Raw genomic sequence first — 17,554 nt, 5'->3', positions numbered from 1 at the left:
CCCCCTGAAATGTGCCCGGCGGCGTCCGGTCAGCCGCCCAGGTAGGCGGGGGCGAGGGCGGAGCGGGTGAGGACGGCGGGGGCGCCGGTGCCGTCGGCGGGGACGGTCCAGAGGTCGGCGCCGTAGTCGCCGGCCAGGGCGTAGAGCAGGGTGTGGCCGTCGGCCCAGAGGGCCTGGTCGTCGATGTTGCGCTGCTCGGCGGTGGCTGTCTCGGTCATGGTGGCGAGGTCGAGCACGTAGAGCCGCCACGGGGCGTCCGGAGAGGCGCCGGCCACCCGCTTCTTGTAGGCGACCCGGGTGCCGTCCGGGGAGAGCGAGGGGCACTCGACGTTCTGGTGCAGGGTGGTGAGCGTCCTCGCCGCCAGGTCGCCGCGGACGAGGTACGTGCGGCCGCCGGTGGCGACGGTGGCGTAGAAGCCGTTGTCGTCGGCGAAGGTGACGCCCCAGACGTTGATGTCGGGCGCCTGCAGCGGCCTGCCGCCGTCCAGGACGGTGAAGGCCTCCAGGTTGTCCCGGAGTTCCCAGCTGCGGGTGTCGACGATCGAGGTGCGGGTGGAGAAGTCGGTGCCGGCGTAGGAGTCGCCGCTGACGAAGACCGTCCAGGCGGCGAGGTGCCCGGACGGGGAGACCCGGGCCCGGGTCGGGATGCCGGCGGCCGGGTAGCGCTTGAGCTCGTGCAGGGCGGAGTCCAGGACGACCGCGCTGTAGCGGTCGGTCAGCCCGTCCTGCTCGCCCTGCAGGCAGATGCCGGTGCCCGCCGCGGCGTGGAAGCGCAGGCACTTGACGCCGGAGGCCGTCCGCGGGCCGTCCGGGCGGTCCGCCGGGACGGCGGTGATCTCGTCGCGGTGCGGGCCCCAGGCGGTCGAGCGGAACAGCAGCCGGCGGCCACCGTCCGCGGTGAGCACGACGGCGCCGGGGGTGATCCGCGGACCGCCCGCCTGCTCCCGGTCCTTGCGGCCCGAGCGGTCGGCGGCGTGCAGCACCGCCCCGGTGCCGACCGCGCCGAGCAGGACGACGGCGGCCAGCAGGATCAGCAGGCGGGTGGTGCGCGTCATACAGGGTGCTCCTCGGTGGTGCCGGTGGTACGGGGGGAGTCGGGGGTGCGGATCAGCGGGGTCGCCGCCGCGGCGGCGACGGCTAGGGCGACGGCGGCGGCCGCCAGCACGGTCTGCCCGCCCCAGAGGGTCCAGCCGGCGCCGAACGCCAGCGAGCAGCCGAACCGGGCGAGTGCCTGCCCGGTGCCGACCAGGGCGAGTCCCGCGCCCTGCTGCTCGGCGGGCACCGTGCCGGAGGCGGCCGCGGCCAGCACCCCGTCGGTGGCCGCGTAGAAGCAGCCGTGCAGCAGCAGGACGGCGACGGCCACCCACCCGGCGTGCAGCGGGGCGAGCACCAGGCCGTACCCGGCGAGCAGCACCAGGTGGCCGAGCAGGAACAGCCGGCGGCGCCCCAGCCGGTCGGCGGCCATGCCGAACGGCACGGCCAGCAGCAGGAAGGCCGCCGCGGTGCCCAGCGGCAGCAGCGGGAAGAGGTGCGTCGGCAGGTCCAGCCTGCGCTGCAGCAGCAGGTACAGGAAGGAGTCGCTGACGGTGGTCAGGCCCAGCAGCACGGCGGCCAGCGTCAGCCGCCGCAGCGCCGGCACCTTCAGCAGGGCCAGCGAGTCCCGCAGCCCCGGGCGGGGCCCGTCGGCGGGCTCGCCCGACCGGCCGGGGACGAACAGCAGCAGCACCAGGACGCCGATCGCGGCCACGCAGGCCGAGACCGCGAACACGGCGTCGTAGCCGTCGGCCGCCGCCCGCAGCAGGGCGAAGGCGACCAGCGGGCCGAGCAGCGCGCCGGTGGTGTCCATCGCCCGGTGCACGCCGAAGGCGCGCCCGCGGTGCTCGGGTGCGGTGGCGAGCGAGATCAGGGCGTCGCGCGGAGCGGTGCGCAGGCCCTTGCCGGTGCGGTCGACGGCGAGCACGGCGCCGATCAGCGGGACGGTGTGGACGAGCAGCAGCAGCGGCTTGCAGAGCGCCGACAGGCCGTAGCCGACCGCCGCGACCGCCTTGTGCCGGCCCCGGCCGCGGTCGGCGGCGTGCCCGCCGGCCAGCCGGACGAGGGCGCCGACGCCGTTGTTGATGCCGTCCAGCAGGCCGAAGCCGAGCGGGGACAGGCCGAGGCCGGCGACCACGTACAGCGGCAGCACCGCGCTGACCATCTCCGAGGAGACATCGGTGATCAGGCTGACCGCGCCCAGCGCCAGGACGGTGCCGGGCACGGCGGCGGCGCGCCGCCCCGGGCGGGGGCCCGGGACGGCGGCAGCCTCGGTGCTGCTGCTCGCGGTGCTGCCGGCCTTGCCGGAGCGGGAGTCCGCGAGGTACACGGGCGTCAGTTCCAGATGCCGGTGATGTCGGAGGCGGTGGCGGCGTTGCCCGCGTGGGCGGACAGGCCGGCCAGGTCCTCCAGGGTGCGGAGCACGTTGTAGTGGTTGTAGGTGGTGGCGGTGGAGCTGCCGGGGGTGACGTGCTCGCCGTAGAAGATCGTCGGGATGCGGTTGCCGGAGAGGCGGTTGTCCTCGTCGAAGGTCACCACGAGCATGCTGTTGTGGGTCTTCGCCCAGGTCGCGTAGGCACCCAGCTTGTTCTGGATCCAGGTGTCGCCGGTGGAGACCGAGCAGTCGTGCATGTCGTTGCACAGGTTGGGGACGACGAACGACACCTTGGGCAGGGTCGTGTAGTCGGTCGGGAACTGGGTCATCGTCTTCGCCGTCGAGGTCGGCACGTTGGAGAAGCCGAACCACGGGTTGTGCTTCTGCGCGTACTTGCCCGCGCTGCTGCTGCAGACGGTCGAACCCTGGCTCGGCAGGCCCTCGTTGTAGCTCGCCCAGGTCTTGCCGGCGGCGATCAGCTCGGAGGCCAGGTTCGGCGCGGAGATCGAGCCGACGGGCACGCAGCTGTCGTCCGTGCGGCCCTGGTTGGAGCCGGAGAACAGCTGGTAGTAGTTGGGCTCGCTGGGGTGGGTGAGGCCGTACGACTGGGTCAGGTTCGCCCCGCCGGCCTTGAGGGTGTTGTTGATGTACGGCGCGCTGGAGCTGCCGATGACCTGCGAGTAGGCGTGGTTCTCCATCACCACGACCACCACGTGGTCCGGGGTGGGGAGCGTGGCGGCCTGGGCTGTGGCGCCGGTGACGGCCCAGAGTCCGAGTGACCCGGCGGCCATCGCCACCGCGCCCGCGAGGGCGGTGAAAGTGCGCCGAGTGCGCTTCGGGGTCCGAGCGGCGGTCATGCTGTCCTCCGTACGAGGGGGTGCAGTTGGGGGTGGAGCAGGGGGTACTGCGTGCTGCGACCGGTCGAGCGGCCAAACCCTAGGCCCGGCCCGATGGCCGGGGCCGCGCCGCGGAAATGAAGAACGGGAGAACAGCACCCGACGCCGGTACGTTCCATCTCACATCCGCCCCGATTGACCCGCCCGTCGCGCCCGTGGTGGGATTCCGGGCAGGTCACAGGGGTGCGGAGGACGCGGTGGAGGAGCTGGACGGCCCGCTGGTGGCCGGCGTCGGCGCCCGCCCCGGCACCCCCGCCGAGGAGATCCTCCGCCTGCTCGACGAGGCACTGGCCGGCGCCGGGCTGCACCGCACTGCGCTCGTCCTGCTCGCCACGGTCGAGGCCAGGGCCGCCGAACCGGGCCTGCAGGAGGCCGCCCGCGCCCTCGGCGTCCCGCTGGCCGCCCACCCCGCGGCCGCCCTCGCCGCCGTACCCGTGCCGCACCCGTCCGAGGCCGTCCGCGCCGCCGTCGGCACCCCCGGCGTGGCCGAGGCCGCCGCCTTGGCCGAGGCGCCCGGCGGGGTCCTGCTGGTGCCCAAGACGGCGTCCGCCCGGGCCACGGTCGCGATCGCGCGGCGCAGCACCGCACACCGGCGGGACGCCGGGCAGACACCGCCGACCGAGGAGAGCACCGCGATGAGCACCGAATTCGACCTGCGCCACCACGGCGACGCCGAGGTCCGCTCCGCAGGCCTGGTCGACCTCGCCGTGAACGTCCGCACCGGCACCCCGCCCGGCTGGCTGCGCGACCGCCTCGCCGCCGCCCTGGGCGACCTCGCCGCCTACCCCGACCCGTCGGCCGCCCGCGCCGCGGTCGCCGCCCGGCACGGCCGGCCGGTGCAGGAGGTGCTGCTCACCGCGGGCGCCGCCGAGGCCTTCGTGCTGCTCGCCCGGGTCCTGACGGCCCGCCACGTCTGTGTGGTGCACCCGCAGTTCACCGAACCGGAGGCCGCGCTGCGGGACGCCGGGCACACCGTGCACCGCGCCGTGCTGAGCGCCGCCGACGGCTTCCGGCTGACCCCCGGCGCCGTGCCGGAGGAGGCCGACCTGGTGGTGATCGGCAACCCCACCAACCCGACCTCGGTGCTGCACCCGGCCGAGGACGTGGCGGCGCTGGCCAGGCCCGGCCGGACGCTCGTCGTCGACGAGGCGTTCATGGACACCGTGCCCGGCGAGAGCGCCGCCCTCGCCGCCCGGCGCGACCTGCCCGGGCGGGTGGTCGTGCTGCGCAGCCTCACCAAGACCTGGGGCCTGGCCGGCCTGCGGATCGGCTACGTCCTCGGCCCCGCCGGCCTGATCGCGGAACTCGCCGCCGCCCAGCCGCTGTGGCCGGTCTCCTCCCCCGCGCTGACCGCCGCCGAGGAGTGCTCGGCGCCGGCCGCCCTGGCGGAGGCCGAGGCCGCCGCCAGGGACCTGGCCGGGCACCGGGCGCATCTGCTGGCGGGTCTGGCCCGCATCCCGGGCGTGCGGGTGCACGGCGAGCCCGCGTCCTCGTTCCTGCTGGTCGAGCTGGACGGCGCGGCGAAGGTCCGGGAGCGGCTCCGCGAGGCCGGGTTCGCCGTCCGGCGCGGCGACACCTTCCCCGGCCTGGGGCCGGACTGGCTGCGGATCGCCGTCCGCGACCCCGCCACCAGCGACCGGTTCCTCACCGCCCTGGCCTCGGTCACCGCGCCCTGACGGCGCCCGTCACCGGGTCCCTGCGGCGAGGGAGTCCGCCCAGTCCGCCAGGGCGGTGAAGTCGTCCGGGCGCAGGCCGTGGCGGTGGTCGACCAGCAGGGTCGTCGCCGGGGCGGGATGGTTCGCGGCGATCCAGGCGGTGTCCTGCGGCCCGATCTCGTCGTCCACCCAGGCGAACGGGCGGCCCGCCGCCCACTCGACCAGGTACCGGGTCTTCCAGTGCAGGTCGTCCGGGTCGCCGTGGTGCATCCGGGGCCACGGGACGTACGGCAGCCGCGGCAGCCCGATCTGCGGCGCTATCCACTCGTTGGCCTCGTCCATCCACGTGGTGCACCAGACCAGTCGGAAGGGCAGCGCGAGCAGGGCCGGGCCGTGCCCGGGGTTGAGCCACAGGCGCAGCGGCTTGACGTACGCCGCCGGTGTGCCCGGGTGGCGGGAGATCCAGGAGGCGGGCTTCACCCGGTGGGTGAGGTAGCCCTCCGGGCGGCGGTGCGGCTTCGCCCGGTACGGATTGAGCGGCCCGTCCACGTCCAGCAGCAGCAACGGCCGCCCGTCGTCCTCCGATCGGTCCATGGCCCGATTCTCCGGTGCCCGAGCGCCCGGGCCAATCGATTAACGCGCGGGCACGGAGAGGCGCGGGGCTGCGTGCAGTCCCCGCGCCTCCCGGAGGTCGTCCGTCAGTGGTGGTGGGAGTGGCGGGCGGCCTGCTGCTGGAGGGCGGCGGCGACGTCGGCGACGTCGTCGTCGATCTCCAGGAAGCCGTTGAAGTCGGCGGCCTGGGTGTTGTTGACGCCGGCGAAGAAGGTGTGGAGGCGGCCGTTGCCCGCGTCGAGGTAGCCGGCGATGGTCTCGGCGCCGACGGCGAGCTGCTGGTTGAGGTAGTCGAAGCCGGCGACGGTGCCGGTCTTGGCCCAGACCTTGCCCTTGGCGGGGCAGTCGGTGCAGTTGTCGGCGAGGGTGCCGTCCACGCCCAGGACCGGCAGGGCGTTGCGGAAGGTGTCGGCCTCGGGGGTGCGCAGCCAGTACGCCAGGATCTGGTTGACGGCGACCGGCGTGGCCCGGTCGACGGGGTCGCCGCCGCGGCCGTCCGCGAGCTGGACCTGGGCGAGGTCGACGCCGGCCCGTTCCAGGAAGGCCCGGAGGACGGGGAAGCCGTCGACGCAGTCGTGGCTGCCGGCGGCGACGGCCATCAGGCAGATGCCGAGGTTGGCGCCGAGGTTGTGGCTGACCTTGAGGATGAGCCGGGCGTACTGCTCGTACGGCGGGGAGACGAACGCGGCGACCCGGGAGCCGGCCGGGTAGGAGGCGGGCAGCAGGTCGACGGGGTTGGGGCCGGTGGCCGGGGCGGTGACGGTCACGCCGGCACGGGCCAGGGCCTCGATGAGGGCCGTGCGGGCGAAGGCGTTCGGGTCCTGGATGTGGGAGATCCGCAGCACCGGGTCGGCGTCCGCGGCGATGGTGCCGGACAGGGTGATCCGGGTGCCGTCCGGGTTGGTGGAGACCTGGATGTCGGTGGTGCCGCCGGCCGGCACCGTTCGCACCGTGGAGGTGACCTGGTACGGCGCGACCTGCGGCCGCCAGAACAGCTCGGCGGTCTGCCCGGGGGCGGTCGGGGTGGTGAGCAGGTCGATGACGTTGTCGTTGACGATCATCGGGGTGGGCAGCGGGTCGAGCGGGGGCTCGGCGGTGAACAGCCGCGGGTCGACCACCACATTGCCGCGGACCTGCCTGATGCCGGCCGAACGGACCTCCTGCGCGATGGAGTTCAGACCGGCCAGCGGGTTCTCGGGGGTGAGCGTGGCGCCCGGGATGTCGTTGGCGTAGGTGTGGTCGATGGGGGTGAAGTCGACCGTGCCGTCCGGCTCGGTGCGCCCGCCCATGGTGAGGTCGCCCTGCGCGACCATCGCCAGATTGCCGTCGAGCACGGAGCCGGAGCGGGAGCCGAGGGCGTTCACCGGGGTGGTGAAGCGGTGGTCGCCGCCCAGGGTGTCCCAGGTGCCGGAGACGCTGAACAGCTTGGCCACCGAGCCGGGGAGGAAGAACTTGTCGCCCTGCAGGTCGTGGACCGTCCGGCCGGTCTCCGGGTCCACCTCCAGCACGCCCCACTGGGAGTGCTCGTACCGCGGCTTGTCCAGGATCGCCGTGACTGCCGGGCCGAGGTCCTGGCGCGGGCCGTGGGGCGGGGCGGCCGCGCCGGTCGTCGCCGCCACGCCCAGCAGCGCCGCACCGATGCCGGCCCACACTCGCCGGCCCCGGATCTTCACTCGCATTCGCTCAACCATTCGAGAGTCGGAAGCCGGTCGTACCGGGCCTTTCCGACGCAGAATAGGAACACGGGAAGCACGTATCCGCCGACACCGCCGCAGCGGTGACGCCGTGTCACCCCGGCGGCCACGCAGGTTCCACCGATCGGCGGAACACCTGCGGGACCGCCGGGATGCCGGGGGTGCCGGGCGGTCAGCGGCCGGACTTGCCGAGCAGCAGCTTCCACGGCGCGAGCGCCGACTCCACCTGCACGCCGAAGCTCATCTTCGAGGCGCCCTTGACCCGCTCCTCGAAGCGGATCGGCACCTCCGCGATCCGCAGGCCGCGCCGGACGACACGGTGGTTCATCTCCACCTGGAACGAGTAGCCGTTGCTGTGCACCGACTCCGGGTCGATCGCCCGCAGGGCCTCCGCCTTCCACGCCTTGAACCCGGCCGTGGCGTCCTTCACCTGCAGGCGGAGGATCGTGTTGACGTAGAAGTTCGCCCACGCCGAGAGCGCCTTGCGGTGCCACGGCCACTCCTCGGCCGTCGAACCGCCCGGCACGTAGCGGGAACCGAGGACGACTGCGGCGTCCCCGCCGAGCAGGGTCTCGACCATGGTGGGGATCACCGAGGCCGGGTGCGAGAGGTCGGCGTCCATCTGGACGACGATGTCGGCGCCCTCGGCGAGGGCCCGGGTCATGCCGGCGATGTAGGCGCGGCCGAGACCGTCCTTGTCCGTGCGGTGGAGGACTCCGACGGTCTCCGGGGAGTCCGCGGCGAGCTTGTCCGCGACCTCGCCGGTGCCGTCGGGCGAGTTGTCGTCCACGACGAGCACGTGCAGGTTGGGCATCCCCAGGTCGGCGAGCAGGCCGACGATGACGGGCAGGTTCTCCCGCTCGTTGTACGTGGGTACGACGACGACGACCTTGGGGGCGGCGTCCAGCATGAATCAGTTCCTCTGGTCGGTTCGTTCCGGGACGGCACTTGCGAGTCTACGACCGCCCGCCGAACCCCCTACCGGCAGACCCACGGTGGACGGGCAAGGGGCTACTCAAGGGACAAGCGGGGGTAACCCATAGGGGCGCGTGGGGGCCCCGTCCTCGCACAGTTGGCCCCGCCCCGGGTCGCGCAGTTCTCCGCGCCCCTACGGGTCGGCCGGTCCTTCAACGGGGTGCCAGGTGCGGGCGGCGGTGATGCGGCGGGTGGCGCTGGGGTGGGTGGCGAAGAGGAGGACGAGGAGGCGGGGCGGGTCGACGTCGGAGACGTTGGTGATCGCGAGGCGGCGCTGCATGGCGATGAACTGCGCGGGGTCGTTGGTGAGTTCGAGGGCGTGGCGGTCGGCGCGGGCCTCGATGCGGCGGCTGGCCGCGGCCTGCAGGGGGCCGGTTGCGGCGGCGATCAGGGCGACCAGGGCGGCGAGCAGGGGCAGTGAGCGGGGGTCGGCGGCGCTGTCGGCGCCCGCGGCGTCCAGCAGGGGCTGCCAGGTGGCGGCGAGGCCGGTGACGGCGACGGCCGCGGCGGCCCCGAGGGCGCCGAGCAGGGTGCCGGTCAGGACGTCGCGGTGCTTGACGTGGCCGAGTTCGTGGGCGACGACGAGTTCGACCTCGCGGGGCTCGGCGGTGGCGAGCAGGGTGTCGTAGGCGACGATGCGGCGGGTCGAGCCGAGGCCGGAGACATAGGCGTTGAGGGCGGTGGTGCGCCGCGAGGCGTCCGCGACGAGGACCTCCCGCACCCGGACGCCGTCCCGCTCGGCGAGGCCGAGCAGGGCGCCCCGCAGCGGGCCCTCGGGCATGGGGGTGAAGCGGTTGAAGACCGGTTCGATCAGCAGCGGGTGGAGGAAGGAGAGGGCGGCGACCAGCAGGGCGGCGAGGGCGGCGCCGGGGATCCACCAGCGCGTCGGGGACCGGTCGGTGAGGGCGTAGAGGCCAAGTGCGGCGGGGAGGAGGAGGGCGAGGCCGAGGGCGAGGCCGCGTACGGCGTCGAGGGCCCAGCCGCCCCAGCCCTGGGTGACCAGGCCGTAGCGGGCGCGGACGGTGCGGACCCGGGCGCCGAACGGCAGCCGGACGAGCTGGCCGAGGACGGCCAGTGCGGCGGCGCCGCCGAGCACCTCGGCCGTGCGGGAGCCGCCGAAGAGGCCTCCGGCCCAGGTGACGAGTCCGGCGCCGGCCGGGGTGAGGCCGAGCACCAGGGTGAGGGCGAGCGCGGTGAGGGCGCCGCCGAGCATCCAGGGCAGCTGCTCGCGCCGCAGGGCGCGGCCGCGGGCCACCTGCTCGGGGGTGAAGTCGGGGTCGTCCGCCATGGTTCCCACCCTACGGAAGGCGGAGCACTGCGGGTACGGAAGCGCCCGCCGCTCGCCTCCGGTGCGGAGGGAGCGGCGGGCGGGAAGCTCCGGGAAGAGCGTGGATCAGACCTGGCCGGCCTTCTCCAGGGCCTCGCAGCAGGTGTTCACCAGGAGGCGGGTGACGACGTAGGGGTCGACGTTCGCGTTCGGGCGGCGGTCCTCGATGTAGCCCTTCTGCTCCACCTCGACCTGCCACGGGATGCGGACGGAGGCACCGCGGTTGGAGACGCCGTAGGAGTAGACGTTCCACGGGGCGGTCTCGTGCTTGCCGGTGAGGCGGGACTGGATGTCGTCGCCGTACTGGCTGACGTGCTCCATGACCTTCTCCTCCGAGGCGCCGAGCGACTCGCAGGCGGTGATGATGGCCTCGTAGCCCTCGCGCATCGCCCTGGTGGAGAAGTTGGTGTGGGCACCCGCGCCGTTCCAGTCGCCCCGGGCCGGCTTGGCGTCGAGGGTGGCGTCGATGCCGAACTCCTCGGCGGTGCGGTAGAGCAGGTAGCGGGCGATCCACATGTCGTCGGAGACGGTCAGCGCGTCGACCGGGCCGATCTGGAACTCCCACTGGCCGGGCATGACCTCGGCGTTGATGCCGCAGATGGCCAGGCCGGCGTCGAGGCAGCGGTCCAGGTGGAGCTCGACGATCTCGCGGCCGAAGACCTCCTCGGCACCCACGCCGCAGTAGTAGCCGCCCTGCGGGGCCGGGTAGCCGCCCTCGGGGAAGCCGAGCGGGCGGGAGCCCTTGAAGAAGGTGTACTCCTGCTCGATGCCGAAGATCGCCTCCTGGGAGGCGTACTTCTCGGCGACCTCGCGCAGCAGGGCGCGGGTGTTGGACTCGTGCGGGGTGCCGTCGATCTCGAGGACCTCGCACAGGACCAGGATGTTGTCACCACCGCGGATGGGGTCCTTGACGACCTTCACCGGCTCGAGTACGCGGTCCGAGGCGTGGCCCTCGGCCTGGTTGGTCGAGGAACCGTCGAAGCCCCAGGTGGGGATCTTGTCCGCGTTCGGCAGCACCCGAGTCTTGGAACGGAGCTTGGCGGTCGGCTTGGTGCCGTCGATCCAGATGTACTCGGCCTTGATTGCCATTGCGGTGAACCTCACTGCTTGGGTGGTGGGTGCCCGCGTAGCGTCGCAAGTCGCCGTTTCCCGGTTGTTCCTCCTATGTAACGCCCATGTGAACCAACCGTCCGCGGCGGCACGCTCACCGTCGGACAGTGCACGTCTCAGCATGCGAACGAATCAGTGGGACGGCCGGTTCACCGGAGGCGGTCAGCGGTGCCGCGCCCGGCCCCGGCGGCGCCGGCTCGCCCACACCACCGCACCCCCCGTGACCAGCAGCGTCACGGCCCCGCCGGCCATGAATCCGGTGCCGCTGCTGCCGGTGGCGGCCAGCGCGCCGGTCTGCGCGGCGGGCTCCTGCAGATTGGCCGCGGTGGGCTTCGGGGCGGCCTTGGAGGTCTGGACCACCGGGCTCGGGCCGGGCTTCTCGCAGGAAACGGAGGCCACCGTCACCTTGCCCGTGACGCGGGCCACGTTCAGGTTCAGCGGATTGACGTCCACGGTCACCTCCAGGGCGGAGGCGGCGGCCGTGGCGGAGGTGACCGTCTTCTTGGAGAACTCCACCTCCACGGTGCCCACCGCGGGCACGGTCACCCGGCTCGGGCTGTTCAGGCCGACCGCGACCGGGCGGCCGAGCACCGTCAGCTTCAGCGGGGAGGTGACCTTGGCGGAGGGCTGTCCGTCCACCGGGCAGGTCGCCTCGGCGGAGAGCGCCTGCAGGCCGAGCAGCGTGGTGGCGGGCAGGCCCGGGGCGTGCAGGTCGGCGTCGGCGAGCGTGACGGAGGCGAAGGTGCCGTGCTCGTCGACGCGCGTGACCGAACGGCCGACGTCCGCCTTGACCAGGGTGACCGGGCGCCCGCGGTCCACGCCGTCAACGGCGGCGGTGAGCATCGAGGCGTCCCGCTGCGCCGGGGTCTGCACCTTGTTGAGCGTCGCCTCGACGGGGATGTGCACCGCCTTGTCGAGGAGGGACACGTCCAGGTCGACCTCGGCGGTGACCGCCCTGGCACTGCCCGCGGACGGCGTGGGGCCGGTCGCGTGCGCTGCGGCGGCGGGCAGGGAGACGGCCAGCGCCGAGGCGGCCAGGGATGCGGCGACGGCGCGGACGGACGAACGGGACGGCATGACGGATGGACCCCCACACGTGTACTCGGAAGAGCGCGCCACCGGCATCACCCCGCGCGGGTGCAGCGATGGCGCACACCGGTCCGGGGGAAGGGGCTCGTGCTCTGGACTGACACTCAGTCTCACGCGGACGATCCGTCACATGAGCACCACAGAGCGTCAGTTCACCATTTCGAGTGAGGTTGACGCCGCAGCCTGACACGCCGGGCCGCGGCGCCCAACACTCCGCCGCCCTACGGCAGGCGCCAGTCCACCGGCTGGGCGCCCTGGCGGGTCAGCAGTTCGTTGGCCCGGCTGAACGGGCGGGAGCCGAAGAAGCCGCGGTCCGCGGACATCGGGCTCGGGTGTGCGGACTCGATCGCCGGGATCTCGCCGAGCAGCGGGCGGAGGTTGCGGGCGGCCGAGCCCCAGAGGATCGCCACCAGCGGGCCGCCGCGGGCGGCCAGCGCCCGGATCGCCTGCTCGGTGACGTCCTCCCAGCCCTTGCCCTTGTGCGCGTTGGGCGTGCGCGGCGCCACCGTCAGCACGCGGTTGAGCAGCAGCACGCCCTGCTGCGTCCACGGGGTGAGATCGCCGTTGGACGGCGGCGGGAAGCCCAGGTCCGTCCCGTACTCGCGGTAGATGTTGACCAGGCTGGCCGGGATCGGCCGGACCTCGGGCGCCACGGAGAAGCTGAGGCCGACCGCGTGCCCCGGCGTCGGGTACGGGTCCTGGCCGACGATCAGCACCCGGACCTGGTCGAAGGGCTGCTGGAAGGCGCGCAGCACGTTCGGGCCGGAGGGCAGGTAGGTGCGGCCGGCGGCCAGCTCGGCGCGCAGGAAGTCGCCCATCGCGGCGACGCGGGGGGCTGCCGGCTCCAGGGCGCGGGCCCAGCCGGGTTCGACGATCTCGTGCAGGGGACGGGGTGCCATGGTGATCACCCTAGCGGCCCCCGCCGACACGCCGCCGGGGAGCTTGACGCAGGGCCCGCGGCGGCACTCACCGACCCCGTGCTCAGGCCACCACGCGGCCGCGCAGCACCACGGCCTGCGGGTCGGCCAGCACCCGGACGTCCGCCCGCGGGTCCTCGGCGTACACCACCAGGTCGGCGGCGGCGCCCTCGGTCAGGCCGTCCCGGCCCAGCCACTCGCGGGCCGCCCAACTCGCCGCCGACAGCGCCTCGGTGGCCGACAGGCCGGCCTTCACCAGCTCGGCCACCTCGTCCGCGACCAGCCCGTGGGCGAGCGAGCCGCCGGCGTCGGTGCCGACGAAGACCGGGATGCCCGCGTCGTGCGCGGCGCCCACCGTGTCGTACCGGCGCTCGTGCAGCCGCCGCATGTGCGCGGACCAGGCCGGGAACTTCTGCTCGCCGCCCGCCGCCAGCTTCGGGAAGGTGGCGATGTTCACCAGGGTCGGCACGATGGCCACCCCGCGCTCGGCGAACTGCGGGATCAGCTCCTCGGTCAGCCCGGTGGCGTGCTCGATGCAGTCGATGCCGGCCGCGATCAGGTCCGGCAGCGACTCGGCGGCGAAGCAGTGCGCGGTGACCCGGGCGCCCTCCTCGTGCGCGGCGGCGATCGCCTCGCGCAGTGCGTCCCCGGGCCAGCAGGCGGTGAGGTCGCCCTGCTCGCGGTCGATCCAGTCGCCGACCAGCTTCACCCAGCCGTCGCCGCGGCGGGCCTCGTGCCGGACGAACGCGGCCAGGTCGCCGGGTTCGATCTCGTGCGCGTAGTTGCGGATGTAGCGGCGGGTGCGGGCGATGTGGCGGCCGGCCCGGATGATCCGGGGCAGGTCCTCGCGGTCGTCGATCCAGCGGGTGTCGGCGGCCGAGCCGGCGTCGCGGATCAGCAGGGTGCCGGCGTCCCGGTCGGTGACGGCCTGCTTCTCGCTGGTGGCCTCGTCGACGGCGCCGTGGGCGTCCAGGCCGACGTGGCAGTGCGCGTCGACCAGGCCGGGCATCGCCCAGCCGGTGACCGTCCGGACGTCGGCGGCGTGCGCGGGGCGGTCGAAGGAGACCCGCCCGTCCACCACCCACAGCTCGTCCCGGACGTCCTCGGGCCCGACCAGCACCCGGCCCTTGATGTGCAGCACCGCGCCATCGCTCATGTCCCGCACTCTACCGACGCCCCACCGCGGCCAGGGCGGGAGCGGCACGTGCCACGGCGCCGCAGGCCCGGCAGGATCCGAAAGCCGCTCCTCAGGGGGTGTAGGAGCCGATGACGGGGTGCCAGCTGTCCTCGAGGCGGGGCTGGGTGGAGCCGACCGCCCAGGCGGTGCCGGTGCCGGGCACCGGGGCGACCGAGAAGAAGGAGGCGCCGGCCGCGGACGGGGCGGCCGGGTGGTAGGTCCAGGCTCCGTCGCGGCGGCACAGGACGAAGCCCGGGGTGTCGGCGCCGGGCTGCTCGCCGGCCGCCCAGACGGTGCCGTCGGGGCCGGCCGCCACCGCGTGCAGCTGGCCCTCGGCCTCGGCCGGGGGTTCGGCGGGGCGCCAGGCGGTGCCGTCCCAGTGCAGCAGGTAGGGGTGCGGCGGACCGTCGTCCGTCGTGGTGGAGCCGACCGCCCAGACGTCGTCCGGGGCGACCGCGGCCACCGACTCCAGGGTGGTGCTGCGGCCCTCCGGCCGGGGGACGTCGACGATCCGCCAGGCGGTGCCGTCCCAGTGCTCGGCGAGCGGGCGGGCCGTGCCGTCCGGGTCGTAGGCGGCGCCGACCGCCCACACCCCGCCGGCCCCGTCGGTGGCGGCCCCCAGCAGCAGGGCGTCGCCCTCCGTCCCCGGGGTGGGGACGGTCTGCCAGGCCCTGCCGTCCCAGTGGTGGACCAGCGGGCGGGGCGCCGTCGTGCGGTCGTGGGCGGTCGCGCCGACCGCCCACAGGTCGTGCGGGCCGGCCCCGGCGAGGGCCAGCGGGTGGGAGGAGCGGTCGGCCGGCCCGGCGGGCAGCGGCACCTCGCGCCAGCTGCGGCCGTCCCAGTGCAGGGCGAGGCCGCGGTCCTCGCCGGCGGCCGGGTCGTTGCGGCTGCCGACCGCCCAGACGTCGGACGGGCCGAACGGCAGCACCGCCTCCAGGCTGCCGGTGCCGCGGTGGCCGGGGACCTGCAGCCGGCGCCAGGTGCGCCCGTCGAACCGCTCGACCAGCGGGGCGCCGCCCGCGGCGCTGTCCTCGTAGCCGACCGCCCAGGCGGCGTCCGGGCCGAGTGCGGCGACCGCGCGCAGCTCCTGGTTGCGGACGGCGGGCGGGGTGCGCCACCCGCGCCAGCCCCCGGCGGCGGGGGCCGCGGCCGGGCCGGCCGGCGTGCCGTCGACGGCCGGGAGGGGCGGGGCGGCCGCGGTGGCGGCCGCACAGGCGAGGGCCAGCATCACCGCGCGCCGGAGCAGCCGCCCCTTCCGTCCGGCCGGTGCGGTCCGTGCCATCGGTTCCCCTCCCTCGCCCGCCGGCCCGCCCGGGCCGTGCAGGACGAGTGCACCAATCCGCGGGCGGCGGGGCGAGCCACAGCGGCCGAGTCGCCGCACAGTCGACCCGATCGGGTGACACGGAGGGAGGTTTGGGGCCGCGGCGGCACGGGTCCGGATCGTTCCGGGCCGGGGCCGGGTTCCTCAGTCGCCGTCCCGGGCGTGGCGGGAAAGGGCCGAGGAGGCCAGCGAGTTGTGGATGCTGAAGGCCACGGTGCCGGGGAGGTAGCGGTCCTGCGACCACTCCACGGGGGTACCGGTGGGGTCGGTGGTGCGGCGCTTCTCGCGCAGCAGCGGGCTGCCGCGGCGGCAGCCGAGCAGACGGGCGTCCTCGGTGTTGGCGGCGACCACGTCGATGGTGTGGTCGGCGTCGGTGAACAGGATGCCGTGCTCGCGCAGCGGTTCGGTGTGGGAGACGGCGTCGGCGGGGAGTTCGGCGACGATCTCGCCGACCCGCGGCGGGTAGACGGTGCGCTCCACCATCACCGGGGTGCCGGAGAGCGTGCGCAGACGGAGCATCACGTACACCTCGGCGCCGGGCTCCAGACGGAGCAGTTCGCACTCGGCGGGGTCGGCGGGGCGGCGGACCATCGACTCCAGCCGGCCGCCGGGCTCCTCGCCCATCGAGCGCGCCCAGTGGGTGAAGCTGAGCAGTTCGGAGAAGCTCTGCACCCTGGCGGTGCCGAGCACCACCCGGCGGGTGCCGCGGCGGGAGGTGACCAGGCCGTCGGCGCGCAGCAGGGCGAGGGCCTGCCGGACGGTGCCGCGGGAGACGCCGTACTGCTCGGCGAGGGCGCCCTCCGCGGGCAGCCGGCCGGCCTCGCCGAACCGGCCGGCGGTGATGGACTCCCGAAGGTCGGCCGCCACCGTGCGGTAGAGGGCGCCGGCGGTTCGGTCGGGGTCTGCTGGCACGGCGGCGGGGTCCTCTCTGCGGGGTGTCCGGTGCTTCCGAATTCGGGCGGACGGCACCGACTGTAACCGTTGTGGATCACCGATCGGCGGGCCGGTCTCCACCGTTCCCGAAGCCGCCCCCCGGCCTGGGCCGTCCGTTCACCTTCCCGTCACCGGTCTCCGGCGTACTTACCGGCGTCGCCGAAAGTTGGCTGGCCAACTTGGCCGTCCCGGGCGGCATCACCGAGCGAATCCACGCGCACCCGCGCGAACCCCACCGCAGCACCCTCACCCTGGAGAACCTTCCGTGACCGTGCACCGCGCCCGTGCCGCCGCCCTCGCGGCCGTACTGACCGCCGCAGCGCTCTCCCTGTCCGCCTGCGGCTCCGCGGGCTCCTCCGCGGCGTCCGGCGACGCCGGCAAGGCGGCCGGCGCCAAGGCCGCCAAGGACGCCACCTCGGCGGCCGACCTCGGCGGCATGGACGCCCTCGTGGCCGCCGCCAAGAAGGAGGGGAAGCTGCACGTCATCACGCTGCCCCACGACTGGGCGAACTACGGCAAGCTCCTCGAGGGCTTCAAGGCCAAGTACGGCATCGAGATCGAGGAGGAGAACCCGGACGGCTCCAGCCAGGACGAGATCAACGCGATCACCTCCCGCAAGGGCCAGGACCGCGCCCCCGACGTGGTCGACCTGGGCAGCGCCTTCGCCCTGCAGGCCGCCAAGGACGGGCTGCTCGCCCCGTACAAGGTCGCCGCGTTCGACAAGATCGCCGACACCATGAAGGACCCGGCCGGCCTGCGGGTCAACGACTACGGCGGCTACATCTCGATCGGCTGCGACGCCAAGCGCGTCGGCACCTGCCCGAAGACCTTCGCCGACCTGCTGAAGCCCGAGTACAAGGGCAAGGTCGCGCTCAACGGCAACCCCACCAAGTCGGGTTCGGCCTTCGGCGGCGTGTACGCGGCGGCGCTGGCCAACGGCGGTTCGCTGGACAACATCCAGCCCGGCATCGACTTCTTCGCCAAGCTGAAGCAGTCCGGCAACTTCAATCCGGTCGAGTCGACCCCGGCCACCGTCGAGAAGGGCGAGACCCCGATCTCCATCGACTGGTCGTACCTCAACGCCGGCTACACCGACGAGTTCAAGGGCAAGGGCGTCGACTGGCAGGTCGCCGTCCCCTCCGACGGCTCCTACGCCCAGTTCTACAACCAGGGCGTCAACAAGTGGGCCCCGCACCCGGCGGCCGCCCGCCTCTGGCAGGAGTACCTGTTCAGCCCCGAGGGCCAGAACCTCTACCTGGGCGGCTACGCCACCCCGGCGCTGTTCGACGCCATGAAGAAGGACGGCACGCTGGACACCGCCGCGGCCGCCAAGCTGCCGGCCGTCGAGAAGCCCTTCACCACCTTCCCGAGCCAGGACCAGATCACGGCCGCCAAGAAGGTCGTGACCGAGAACTGGACCAAGGCGATCGCGGGCTGATCG

15 protein-coding genes are annotated in these 17,554 nt (G+C 74.3%); 2 read left to right on the top strand and 13 right to left on the bottom strand.

Going from position 1 to position 17,554, the window contains the following annotated elements; all coding sequences use genetic code 11:
- Nucleotides 1-29: 29 nt before the first annotated feature.
- Genes ACQ614_RS25660 through ACQ614_RS25650 form a run of 3 tightly spaced genes read right to left on the bottom strand, consistent with a single transcriptional unit; the run spans nucleotide 30 to nucleotide 3,264 of the window.
- Nucleotides 30-1,055 (bottom strand): TolB family protein, encoded by a 1,026-nt coding sequence (locus ACQ614_RS25660; protein ID WP_431681031.1) that lies wholly within the window; start codon nucleotides 1,053-1,055, stop codon nucleotides 30-32.
- Nucleotides 1,052-2,362, bottom strand: a complete 1,311-nt coding sequence (locus tag ACQ614_RS25655; protein ID WP_431681029.1) for an MFS transporter — start codon at nucleotides 2,360-2,362, stop codon at nucleotides 1,052-1,054. Before ACQ614_RS25655 ends, ACQ614_RS25660 begins: the two co-directional genes overlap by 4 nt.
- A 5-nt stretch (nucleotides 2,363-2,367) precedes the next feature.
- Complete coding sequence (locus ACQ614_RS25650; RefSeq protein ID WP_431681028.1) at nucleotides 2,368-3,264, bottom strand: alkaline phosphatase family protein; 897 nt, start codon at nucleotides 3,262-3,264, stop codon at nucleotides 2,368-2,370.
- A gap of 236 nt (nucleotides 3,265-3,500) precedes the next feature.
- On the opposite strand from ACQ614_RS25650, the gene cobC reads away from it, so the two are divergent.
- Complete coding sequence (cobC, locus tag ACQ614_RS25645; RefSeq protein ID WP_431681027.1) at nucleotides 3,501-4,979, top strand: Rv2231c family pyridoxal phosphate-dependent protein CobC; 1,479 nt, start codon at nucleotides 3,501-3,503, stop codon at nucleotides 4,977-4,979.
- A gap of 9 nt (nucleotides 4,980-4,988) precedes the next feature.
- On the opposite strand, the gene ACQ614_RS25640 is transcribed toward cobC, so the two are convergent.
- From ACQ614_RS25640 to ACQ614_RS25595, 10 genes are all read right to left on the bottom strand, one after another.
- The gene (locus tag ACQ614_RS25640; RefSeq protein WP_431681025.1) at nucleotides 4,989-5,552 is read right to left on the bottom strand and encodes a hypothetical protein; all 564 of its coding nucleotides are present in this window, start codon (nucleotides 5,550-5,552) and stop codon (nucleotides 4,989-4,991) included.
- A gap of 104 nt (nucleotides 5,553-5,656) precedes the next feature.
- Complete coding sequence (dacB, locus tag ACQ614_RS25635; RefSeq protein ID WP_431681024.1) at nucleotides 5,657-7,249, bottom strand: D-alanyl-D-alanine carboxypeptidase/D-alanyl-D-alanine endopeptidase; 1,593 nt, start codon at nucleotides 7,247-7,249, stop codon at nucleotides 5,657-5,659.
- Between the two features lie 187 nt (nucleotides 7,250-7,436).
- The gene (locus tag ACQ614_RS25630; RefSeq protein ID WP_431681023.1) at nucleotides 7,437-8,174 is read right to left on the bottom strand and encodes a polyprenol monophosphomannose synthase; all 738 of its coding nucleotides are present in this window, start codon (nucleotides 8,172-8,174) and stop codon (nucleotides 7,437-7,439) included.
- 198 nt (nucleotides 8,175-8,372) lie between these two features.
- Nucleotides 8,373-9,527: a M48 family metalloprotease gene (locus ACQ614_RS25625; protein ID WP_431681022.1), complete on the bottom strand. Its 1,155-nt coding sequence runs from the start codon at nucleotides 9,525-9,527 to the stop codon at nucleotides 8,373-8,375.
- Between the two features lie 105 nt (nucleotides 9,528-9,632).
- Entirely contained in the window at nucleotides 9,633-10,655 is a 1,023-nt protein-coding gene (gene glnII / locus ACQ614_RS25620; protein ID WP_431681021.1) for a glutamine synthetase GlnII, read from the bottom strand.
- Between the two features lie 183 nt (nucleotides 10,656-10,838).
- Nucleotides 10,839-11,753, bottom strand: a complete 915-nt coding sequence (locus ACQ614_RS25615; RefSeq protein ID WP_431681020.1) for an SCO1860 family LAETG-anchored protein — start codon at nucleotides 11,751-11,753, stop codon at nucleotides 10,839-10,841.
- A 233-nt stretch (nucleotides 11,754-11,986) separates the two neighbouring features.
- Nucleotides 11,987-12,664 (bottom strand): uracil-DNA glycosylase, encoded by a 678-nt coding sequence (locus ACQ614_RS25610; protein ID WP_431681018.1) that lies wholly within the window; start codon nucleotides 12,662-12,664, stop codon nucleotides 11,987-11,989.
- A gap of 82 nt (nucleotides 12,665-12,746) precedes the next feature.
- Nucleotides 12,747-13,838 (bottom strand): amidohydrolase family protein, encoded by a 1,092-nt coding sequence (locus ACQ614_RS25605; RefSeq protein ID WP_363492384.1) that lies wholly within the window; start codon nucleotides 13,836-13,838, stop codon nucleotides 12,747-12,749.
- 91 nt (nucleotides 13,839-13,929) lie between these two features.
- On the bottom strand, nucleotides 13,930-15,141 hold the full coding sequence (locus ACQ614_RS25600; protein ID WP_431681016.1) for a hypothetical protein: 1,212 nt from the start codon (nucleotides 15,139-15,141) through the stop codon (nucleotides 13,930-13,932).
- A gap of 183 nt (nucleotides 15,142-15,324) precedes the next feature.
- A complete protein-coding gene (locus tag ACQ614_RS25595) occupies nucleotides 15,325-16,092 on the bottom strand; it encodes a GntR family transcriptional regulator (RefSeq protein ID WP_431681015.1) in 768 nt (255 codons plus the stop codon).
- Between the two features lie 286 nt (nucleotides 16,093-16,378).
- Between ACQ614_RS25595 and ACQ614_RS25590 the strand changes: the two genes are divergently transcribed.
- Entirely contained in the window at nucleotides 16,379-17,551 is a 1,173-nt protein-coding gene (locus ACQ614_RS25590) for an ABC transporter substrate-binding protein (RefSeq protein ID WP_431681013.1), read from the top strand.
- Nucleotides 17,552-17,554 lie beyond the last annotated feature (3 nt).

Source organism: Kitasatospora dryopteridis, from assembly GCF_050749075.1.
Lineage (GTDB): Bacteria > Actinomycetota > Actinomycetes > Streptomycetales > Streptomycetaceae > Kitasatospora.
This window is presented reverse-complemented; position numbering and strand designations above follow the sequence as displayed.

Coding starts and splice junctions, on each gene's coding strand:
- ACQ614_RS25660 (WP_431681031.1), bottom strand. CDS start 1,055: ATGACGCGCACCACCCGCCTGCTGATCCTGCTGGCCGCCGTCGTCCTG.
- ACQ614_RS25650 (WP_431681028.1), bottom strand. CDS start 3,264: ATGACCGCCGCTCGGACCCCGAAGCGCACTCGGCGCACTTTCACCGCC.
- ACQ614_RS25640 (WP_431681025.1), bottom strand. CDS start 5,552: ATGGACCGATCGGAGGACGACGGGCGGCCGTTGCTGCTGCTGGACGTG.
- dacB (WP_431681024.1), bottom strand. CDS start 7,249: ATGCGAGTGAAGATCCGGGGCCGGCGAGTGTGGGCCGGCATCGGTGCG.
- ACQ614_RS25630 (WP_431681023.1), bottom strand. CDS start 8,174: ATGCTGGACGCCGCCCCCAAGGTCGTCGTCGTCGTACCCACGTACAAC.
- ACQ614_RS25625 (WP_431681022.1), bottom strand. CDS start 9,527: ATGGCGGACGACCCCGACTTCACCCCCGAGCAGGTGGCCCGCGGCCGC.
- glnII (WP_431681021.1), bottom strand. CDS start 10,655: ATGGCAATCAAGGCCGAGTACATCTGGATCGACGGCACCAAGCCGACC.
- ACQ614_RS25615 (WP_431681020.1), bottom strand. CDS start 11,753: ATGCCGTCCCGTTCGTCCGTCCGCGCCGTCGCCGCATCCCTGGCCGCC.
- ACQ614_RS25610 (WP_431681018.1), bottom strand. CDS start 12,664: ATGGCACCCCGTCCCCTGCACGAGATCGTCGAACCCGGCTGGGCCCGC.
- ACQ614_RS25605 (WP_363492384.1), bottom strand. CDS start 13,838: ATGAGCGATGGCGCGGTGCTGCACATCAAGGGCCGGGTGCTGGTCGGG.
- ACQ614_RS25600 (WP_431681016.1), bottom strand. CDS start 15,141: ATGGCACGGACCGCACCGGCCGGACGGAAGGGGCGGCTGCTCCGGCGC.